Source organism: Streptomyces zinciresistens K42, from assembly GCF_000225525.1.
GTDB lineage: Bacteria > Actinomycetota > Actinomycetes > Streptomycetales > Streptomycetaceae > Streptomyces > Streptomyces zinciresistens.
The window spans coordinates 1-2,417 of sequence record NZ_AGBF01000396.1; the positions used below are offsets into that span (position 1 = coordinate 1).

Sequence of the window (2,417 nt, forward strand, 5' to 3'; positions counted from 1 at the left end):
AACTAGGCGGGCGGGACGAAGCCGCTGCGGGGCCCGTCCGGCCCGCTCACCGGAGCCGCCGGGTGGGCCCCGGCGTCCTCGGCCGCCGGCGGCCGACCACGCTCGTACGACGCGTCGAGGGGCCTGCTGTCCGGCGCGGCCCAGGCACTCGCGGGCGGCACCGGCCGTCCGGCGGCCCCGCCGCCCGCGGCGGGCGGCCCGCCGAACGCACGCCGTGCCTCCCGCGCCTGCCGTTCCTGGAGGACCGCCGCCAGATACGCGGCCGGCGGCACCCCGGGCGGAGCGGGAGCGCCGGTGCGCGCGGCCAGGTCCGCCGAGAGCCGCTCCGCCATGGCCTGGCCGACCTGCGGATCGAGTTGCCCCATCCGCGTCAGGCACTGCCGCACGGCGAGCCACAGACCGTCGGGAACCGCGGACAGGTCGAGTTCAGCGAACCGCCCGGTCAGCCAGGCCGGAGGCGTCGCCACGAAACCGGCCCGCGCGCGCGGCACCCGCTCCCGGACGACGAGCGTCCCGGCGAACACGTCTCCCAGCCGCCGCCCGCGCGCGGACACCAGCGACGAGACCACCGCGACCACACCGAACGTCAGCAGAATCTCGATGACACCGATGAGGCCCCGCACCAGCGCGTGCCTGAACCGGATCGGGCCACCGTCGTCACGCACCACCCGCAGACCGCACGCCAGCTTCCCCGGCGAACGCCCATGGCTCAGCGTCTCGACCGCGATCGGCACGGCGACCAGAAGCAGCACGAACAACGCGAGCGACAGCGCGGTCTGCGCCGCCTCGTCCAGGGAGGCGGTCGCCGCCACCATGCCGACGGTCACCACAATGTAGGCGGCGACGGCCGCGGCCAGATCGAGCAGGACGGCAAGCGCCCTGCTGGGCAGCTTCGCGGGGCGCAGCTCCAGCGCCACCGCCTCGCCCGTGACCAGCTCACTCACGCCGACCGTCCCTTCCCCTGATCTGCCCCCGGTGGGGCCAGTCTGCCAAGCTGAGGGCGCAGCACGCCGCAGTACGACAAGCTGACCCCTACGACGGGTCGCAGACGAGCAGCCGGGGAGCAGACAACCAGATGGACCTCGACGTCTTCGTCGCCGCCCACAGAGCGGAGTGGGACCGCCTCGACGCTCTCCTCGGGCGCCGGCGCCGCCTCACCGGCACCGAGGCGGACGAACTCGTCGTCCTCTATCAGCGCACCGCCACCCATCTGTCACTGATCCGGTCCAGCGCACCCGACCCCCAGCTGACCGGCCGCCTCAGCCAGCTGGTGGCCCGCGCGCGCAACGCGGTCACCGGCACGCGGCGTGCCTCCTGGCGCGATGTGACCCGATTCCTGTCCCACAGCTTCCCGGCCGCCGTGTACCGGGCACGCCGCTGGTGGGTGCCCACGGCGTTGCTGTCCACCCTCGTCGCGGTCGCTCTGGGCTGGTGGATCGGCACCCGTCCCGAGGTCCGGGCCACCATCGCGGCGCCCACGGAGCTCCGCGAACTCACCCGCCCCGGTGGCCAGTACGAGACGTACTACTCCAGCAACCCCGCGGCCTCCTTCGCCGCCCAGGTCTGGACGAACAACGCCTGGGCCGCCGCCCTCTGCCTGATCCTCGGCGTCTTCCTCGGTCTGCCGGTGCTCTGGATCCTCTTCCAGAACATGCTCAACATCGGCATCGGACTCGGCCTGATGTCCTCGGCCGGCCGCCTCGACACCTTCCTCGGCCTGATCCTGCCGCACGGCATCCTCGAACTGACGGCGGTGTTCGTCGCCGCCGGCACCGGACTGCGCCTCGGCTGGACCGTCGTCGACCCCGGCCCGCGGACCCGCCGTGCAGCCCTCGCCGAGGAGGGCAGGACCGCCCTCAGTCTGGCGATCGGTCTGGCCCTGGTGCTCTTCGTCTCCGGCGTCATCGAGGGCTGGGTCACCCCCTCCGGCCTGCCCACCTGGGCGCGCATCGGCATCGGCGTCGTCGCCGAGCTGCTCTTCCTCGCCTACGTCTTCGTCATCGGCGGCCGGGCGGCCCGCGCCGGCGAGACGGGCGATGTGGAGGAGTCCGAGCGAAGCGCCTCGGTGCCGACCGCGGCCTGATGTGCGTGCACACCGGCTGAGCTGCTAGTCTCCTCTTCGCCCCGCAGGAGCCGTTGACACGGACCCTGGGGGGAGGTAGATTCGAACAGTTGCCTGGAAGTGGCTACAGTCCCTTCCGGCAGATTGAGAATCTGTCTGCTTCAGCGGAACATTGATTCCCAGGAAGCCTCTCCCGATGAATCGGAAAAAGAACGGCCGGTCAAAGCGGCCCGGAACTTCTGATAAAGTCGGAACCGCCGGAAAGGGAGCCGCGAAAGCGGAATCCTGGAAAGCGCCGAGGAAATCGGATCGGAAAAGGATCTGATAGAGTCGGAAACACCGAAGGGAAGCCCAG

General features: G+C 71.6%; 3 protein-coding genes. 1 reads left to right on the forward strand and 2 read right to left on the reverse strand.

The annotated features are described in order from the left end of the window. Positions 1–2: 2 nt before the first annotated feature. The gene (locus SZN_RS36710; protein ID WP_007506031.1) at positions 3–944 is read right to left on the reverse strand and encodes an RDD family protein; all 942 of its coding nucleotides are present in this window, start codon (positions 942–944) and stop codon (positions 3–5) included. Positions 945–1,075: 131 nt separating this feature from the next. On the opposite strand from SZN_RS36710, the gene SZN_RS36715 reads away from it, so the two are divergent. After that, the gene (locus tag SZN_RS36715) at positions 1,076–2,083 is read left to right on the forward strand and encodes a stage II sporulation protein M (protein WP_007506033.1); all 1,008 of its coding nucleotides are present in this window, start codon (positions 1,076–1,078) and stop codon (positions 2,081–2,083) included. Between the two features lie 140 nt (positions 2,084–2,223). Here SZN_RS36715 and SZN_RS42120 read toward each other — a convergent pair. Next, positions 2,224–2,417: hypothetical protein (locus SZN_RS42120; RefSeq protein ID WP_208865897.1), on the reverse strand; the 194-nt coding region annotated here is incomplete at its 5' end.

Excerpts from the sequence above, each read along its gene's own strand:
- SZN_RS36715 (WP_007506033.1), top strand. The coding sequence starts at position 1,076 with ATGGACCTCGACGTCTTCGTCGCCGCCCACAGAGCGGAGTGGGACCGC.